1 pseudogene is annotated in these 850 nt (G+C 43.4%); it reads left to right on the top strand.

From position 1 onward, the window contains the following. Nucleotides 1–850, top strand: a pseudogene (gene maeL / locus ACWHAR_RS25135) (two-component system sensor histidine kinase MaeL); the annotation flags it as partial.

Genomic DNA, 850 nt, shown 5'->3' with positions numbered 1-850 from the left:
GACTCTGCTTGAAGAACGGAGCGCGATGCTGGAATCGACGAAGGAAGGAATACTCGCTGTCGATGAACATGGCAAAATTAAACTTGCCAACGCGGAAGCAAAACGCCTATTCGTCAAAATGGGCATCAACACAAATCCCATTGATCAGGATGTAGATGACATCTTGCCGAAAAGCCGCTTGAAAAAGGTCATTGAGACAAAAAAACCTCTTCAAGACAGAGACGTCCGCATTAACGGACTGGAGCTTGTGTTTAATGAAGTTCCTATCCAGCTGAAAGGACAAACTGTCGGAGCGATTGCAACATTCCGCGACAAGACCGAGGTAAAACATTTAGCTGAACAGCTTTCCGGTGTTAAAATGTATGCAAACGCACTGAGAGCGCAGTCTCATGAATTTATGAACAAACTGCATGTGATATTAGGTCTCGTCCAGCTGAAAGAGTATGATGATCTTGGAGATTTTATTAAAGATATAGCCATACAGCAAAAATCAGAAACAAGTGAAATTATAAATGATGTCAAAAGCTCCGTACTGGCCGGTTTTCTGCTCGGAAAGCAAAGCTTTATACGTGAGCAGGGCGCAAATCTTGATATTGAATGCAACGGTGTCATCCCGAACGCGGCAGACCCTTCTGTCATCCATGAACTTATTACAATCATCGGAAATCTCATCAACAATGGCTTAGACGCCGTTGCGGATATGCCGAAAAAACAAATCACCATGTCCATGCGCTTCCATAACAGCATACTTGATATTGAAATTACCGATACTGGAGCAGGCATGTCTGAAGAAGACCAAGCCAAAGTATTTGAACAAGGCTATTCAACAAAGGGCAAAAACCGGGGATTC

This window comes from Bacillus sp. LR--39 (genome assembly GCF_053613335.1).
Note: the sequence above shows the minus strand (reverse complement) of the source record. Positions and strands in the feature narration are given on the sequence as shown.